Source organism: Actinomadura soli (assembly GCF_005889715.1).
Taxonomy (GTDB): domain Bacteria; phylum Actinomycetota; class Actinomycetes; order Streptosporangiales; family Streptosporangiaceae; genus Spirillospora; species Spirillospora soli.
In genome coordinates this window covers 1-4,332 of the sequence record NZ_VCKW01000430.1, presented here as the reverse complement: position 1 = coordinate 4,332, position 4,332 = coordinate 1, and the positions used below count along the sequence as shown (strand labels likewise).

6 protein-coding genes are annotated in these 4,332 nt (G+C 74.5%); 3 read left to right on the top strand and 3 right to left on the bottom strand.

What is annotated here, in order from left to right; translation table 11 throughout:
• Positions 1-216: 216 nt before the first annotated feature.
• Together ETD83_RS39850 and ETD83_RS39845 are read left to right on the top strand one after the other, a co-directional pair.
• Complete coding sequence (locus tag ETD83_RS39850; protein ID WP_138650437.1) at positions 217-792, top strand: TerD family protein; 576 nt, start codon at positions 217-219, stop codon at positions 790-792.
• 150 nt (positions 793-942) lie between these two features.
• Entirely contained in the window at positions 943-1,722 is a 780-nt protein-coding gene (locus tag ETD83_RS39845) for an HAD-IIA family hydrolase (RefSeq protein WP_138650436.1), read from the top strand.
• A gap of 42 nt (positions 1,723-1,764) precedes the next feature.
• Here the strand turns inward: ETD83_RS39845 and ETD83_RS39840 are convergent, their stop codons facing one another.
• Positions 1,765-2,172: an ester cyclase gene (locus ETD83_RS39840; protein ID WP_138650435.1), complete on the bottom strand. Its 408-nt coding sequence runs from the start codon at positions 2,170-2,172 to the stop codon at positions 1,765-1,767.
• 68 nt (positions 2,173-2,240) lie between these two features.
• On the opposite strand from ETD83_RS39840, the gene ETD83_RS39835 reads away from it, so the two are divergent.
• Positions 2,241-2,867 carry an IMPACT family protein gene (locus ETD83_RS39835; protein WP_138650434.1) on the top strand — a complete coding sequence of 209 codons (627 nt, stop codon included), beginning with the start codon at positions 2,241-2,243 and terminating at the stop codon, positions 2,865-2,867.
• 41 nt (positions 2,868-2,908) lie between these two features.
• Here ETD83_RS39835 and ETD83_RS39830 read toward each other — a convergent pair whose 3' ends face one another.
• Positions 2,909-3,157 (bottom strand): hypothetical protein, encoded by a 249-nt coding sequence (locus tag ETD83_RS39830; protein ID WP_138650433.1) that lies wholly within the window; start codon positions 3,155-3,157, stop codon positions 2,909-2,911.
• 69 nt (positions 3,158-3,226) lie between these two features.
• On the bottom strand, positions 3,227-4,332 hold a 1,106-nt coding region (locus ETD83_RS39825; RefSeq protein WP_230421505.1), incomplete at its 5' end, for an NAD-dependent epimerase/dehydratase family protein.

The window sequence follows — 4,332 nt, the reverse complement described above, 5'->3', positions numbered from 1 at the left end:
GCCCTCCAACCGTCGGCCAACCGCCGGCCAACCGTCGCCTACCGGACGGGCGACAGGCGGGCGGAGGGCCGGGCCGAGGCGGAGAAACCGCACGCCACGCCGTGAGTTTGCCAAGGAGGCGGGGGAACCCGCGCGAGATGGCTACCGTTCTCGTTAGACAGACGAACACGCGTGGGTGACAACGGGCCCGCGCGGGCCGATACGGAGGTAGACACAGTGGGAGTCAGTCTGAGCAAGGGCGGCAACGTCTCGCTGACCAAGGAGGCTCCAGGACTGACCGCCGTCGTGGTCGGTCTGGGCTGGGATGTTCGGACCACGACCGGGACCGACTTCGACCTGGACGCCAGCGCGCTGGTGTGCTCGGCGGAGAACAAGGTGCTGTCGGACCAGCACTTCGTGTTCTTCAACAACCTCAAGAGCCCCGACGGCTCGGTCGAGCACACCGGCGACAACCTCACCGGTGAGGGCGAGGGCGACGACGAGCAGATCAAGGTCAGCCTGTCGACGGTCCCGGCCGAGATCGCCAAGATCGTGTTCCCGGTGTCCATCTATGACGCCGACGGCCGCCAGCAGAACTTCGGGCAGGTCCGCAACGCGTTCATCCGGGTGGTGAACCAGGCCGACAACAGCGAGATCGCGCGCTACGACCTGTCGGAGGACGCCTCGACCGAGACCGCGATGGTGTTCGGCGAGCTGTACCGCAGCGGCGAGGAGTGGAAGTTCCGCGCGGTGGGCCAGGGGTACGCCTCCGGCCTGTCGGGCATCGCGTCCGACTTCGGCGTCAACGTCTGAGCGTCCGCGTCCGAGCGTCGCGGCGGCCGGACGGCGGCGCGAGCGCCGAGAGCGCCGTGGTCCGGACGAGCACGACGGGGCGTCCCGGGGCAGGTCCCCGGGACGCCCCGCCCGGTCCGGGCGAAGATCCTTGCCTGCGACAATGGGGGCATGAGCGAGCGCGGGCCGATCGATTACTGGCTGTCGGACATGGACGGGGTCCTGGTCCACGAGGGGCGCCCCGTGCCCGGCGCCGAGGAGTTCATCCGGCGGCTGTCGGCGTCCGGCAAGCCGTTCCTGGTACTGACCAACAACTCGATCTACACCCGCCGGGACCTGTCGGCGCGGCTCGCGGCGGCCGGGCTGCGGGTGCCGGCCGAGTCGATCTGGACGTCGGCGCTGGCGACCGCGAAGTTCCTGGCCGACCAGCGGCCCGAGGGGTCGGCGTACGTGATCGGGGAGGCGGGGCTGACGACGGCGCTGCACGAGTCGGACTTCGTGCTGACCGAGATCGACCCCGACTACGTGGTGCTCGGCGAGACCCGCACCTACAGCTTCTCCCAGATCACCCGGGCGATCCGGCTGATCGAGGGCGGCGCGCGGTTCGTGGCGACCAACCCCGACCCGGTCGGCCCGTCCCCGGAGGGGTCGGTGCCCGCCTGCGGCGCGGTCGCCGCGATGATCACCCGCGCGACCGGGGTGGAGCCGTACTTCGTCGGCAAGCCGAACCCGCTGATCATGCGGACGGCGCTGAACGTGGTCGGCGGGCACAGCGAGCGGACCGCGATGGTCGGCGACCGGATGGACACCGACATCGTCGCCGGGGTCGAGGCCGGGCTGGAGACGATCCTGGTGCTGACGGGCGTGACCGGCAAGGACGAGATCGCCCGGTTCCCGTACCGGCCGCACCGCGTCGTCGCGTCCATCGCCGACCTCATCGGCCTGGTCTGACCCGGCCTGCCCGCGAGCCCGCGAGCCTGCGAGTGGCCGGGGTCAGCGGACGGCGCCGAGGGCGGCCATCAGGCCCATGGCGTCGGACACGACCCAGTATTCGGCGAACCGGCCGTCCTCGGCGCGGAAGATGTCCTGCCCGGAGAAGGACACCGGGGTGCCGGGCGCGGCGGTGGCGCCGGGGATGCCGCCGCGGTACTCGCCGTGGAAGCTCCATCCGGCGGCGACCATCCCGTCGCCGACGACCGGCCCGACGTCCAGGGTGGTGCGGACGCCGCCGAAGCAGGCGTGCGAGCGGCGGACCTGCTCGACGGCCCCGGCGGGCCCGTGCACCTCCAGATTCGGCCAGTGCCCGGTGAAGCCGGGGGTGAGGATCTGCTCGGCGACGTCGTAGTCACCGGTCCACACCTCGAACAGCCAGCGCCGGTACAACTCGTCCAGCATGCCCATCCCTCCCATCCTCCCCACGCTGGCCGCGCGCGGGCGGTCGTGTCAAGCGCCGTAGACTCGGTGCGGCCATGCGCACGATCAGACAGGCGGGGTCGCGCGAGCTGGAGATCCGCCGCTCGCGGTTCGTCTGCACGCTCGCCCGCGCCGCCGGGGAGGACGAGGCGGCGCGTTTCCTGGACCGGCACCGGCGGGCGCACCGCGACGCCACCCACAACTGCACCGCCTACGTCGTCGGCGAGCACGGCGAGATCACCAGGAGCAGCGACGACGGCGAGCCCGCGGGCACGGCCGGGATCCCGATGCTGGAGGTGCTGCTGCGGCGCGGCCTGACCGGCACCGTCGCGGTCGTCACCCGCTACTTCGGCGGGGTGAAGCTCGGCGCGGGCGGCCTGGTGCGCGCCTACGGGCAGGCGGTCGCCGACACGATCGACGCGGTCGGGGTGGTGGAGCTGTGCCCGGTGGTGACGGTCACCGTCGGGGTGGAGCACGCGCTGGCGGGCCGGTTCCTCGGCGATCTGCACGCGCGGGGCGCGCGTCCGGGCGACGTCCGCTACGGGCGGGGCGTGGAGGCCGACGTGGCCGTCCCGGTCGCGGACCTGGACGGGTTCGAGGCGTGGGCGGCGCAGGTCACCGCCGGCCGCGCGTCCCTGCGGCGCGGCGCCCCCGGGTTCGTCGAGGTCCCCGTCACCCCATGAACCGCCCACCGCCCCCTGCCGGGCGGGCGTGGCGGGGGCGGTCAGCCGCCGAGGCTGTCCAGGGCGACGTCCAGGCGCTGGGCGAGGCTTTCGAGCTGCTCGTCGTTGGCGCCGGTGTCGAGTTCGGCGATCACGGCGTTCCGGGTGGTGACGACCAGGGCCTCCTCGGGACCGTCGCCGCCGGGGTCGGCGGGGACGACGGCGGCCCGCCCGCCGACGACGACGAGCGCGGCGTCGCGGTGGGCGGAGGCCAGCAGGGCGTGCAGATGCTCCGAAGTGATCGTCGGCATTGGGTGACCTCCAGGTGCGGGCGCCGGAGCGGCGGTACGGACGGCGGCGGACGGGCGGCGGGTGACGGGTCAGGGTTTGCGGCCGATGCCGGTGGTGAACTCGCGGGCGCGTGCCGGGCCCCCGGCCCCGGGCGACAGCGGCGGGGTGTCGCGGCCCGCGCCGGTGCGCAGGCCCTCCAGGAACTCCTCGATGGCCTCGCGGGCGGTGCGGCGGGGCGTCCACCCGAGCTCGTCGCGGGCGCGTGAGATGTCCATGAGCGGGACCCGCAGGGCCAGGTCGAACAGGCCGGGGGAGGCGGGCACCAGGTGCAGCGCCCACGCGGCGGCCAGTGCGGCCCGCACCCCGCGCGCGGGGACCCGGACGGTGCGGGCGCCGAGGATGCCGGCGAGTTCGGTGGCGTCGATGACGGGGTCGGCGGCGATGTTGAACGCGCCGCGGGCCTGCCCTGACACGCCGCCGGTGACCGCGAGCCGGAACGCCTCCCCGGCGTCGGCGGAGTGCAGGGCCTGCAGCCGCAGGCCCGGCAGGTCCGGGACGGCGGGGATCAGGCCGGGGCGGACGAGCCGGCCGGGCAGCAGCGGCCCGGCGAACAGGCGGCGCTGTTCGGCCGCGGTCTGCCGCTCGAAGACGAACGCGGGCCGGATCCGCACGACGCGGCGGTCCGGGTGGGCGGCCTCGAAGGTGTCCAGGAGCCGCTCGACGTAGGCCTTCTCGCGGCTGTAGGCGGCGCCGGGCCAGCCGTGCGTGGGCCAGGACTCGTCGACCGCCCGGTCCTTGGGGCCGGGCGAGTACGCGCCGACCGACGAGGAGTACACCAGCGCGGGCACCCCGGCCCGCGCGGCGGCGTCGAACACGCGGGCGCTGCCGACGGCGTTGGCGTCCCACGTCACCGCCGGGCGGTGGGTGGGCTGGAACAGCCACGCCAGGTGCACCACGGCGCCGGCGCCGCGCAGCAGCGGGACCAGGTCGGTGTCGGTGACGTCGGCCTCGGCCCATTCGACCTTGCCGCCGCCGTCGCCGAGGTCGCCGAGGTCGGCCGCCCGGCCGGGTCCGCGGCGCGCCAGGCCGGTGACGGCGGTGACGCCCGGGTCCGCGGCGAGCGCCCGGACCGTGCTGGTTCCGATGTTGCCGGTGGCGCCGGTGACGACGACGCGCATGGCGACCTCCCCCTCGT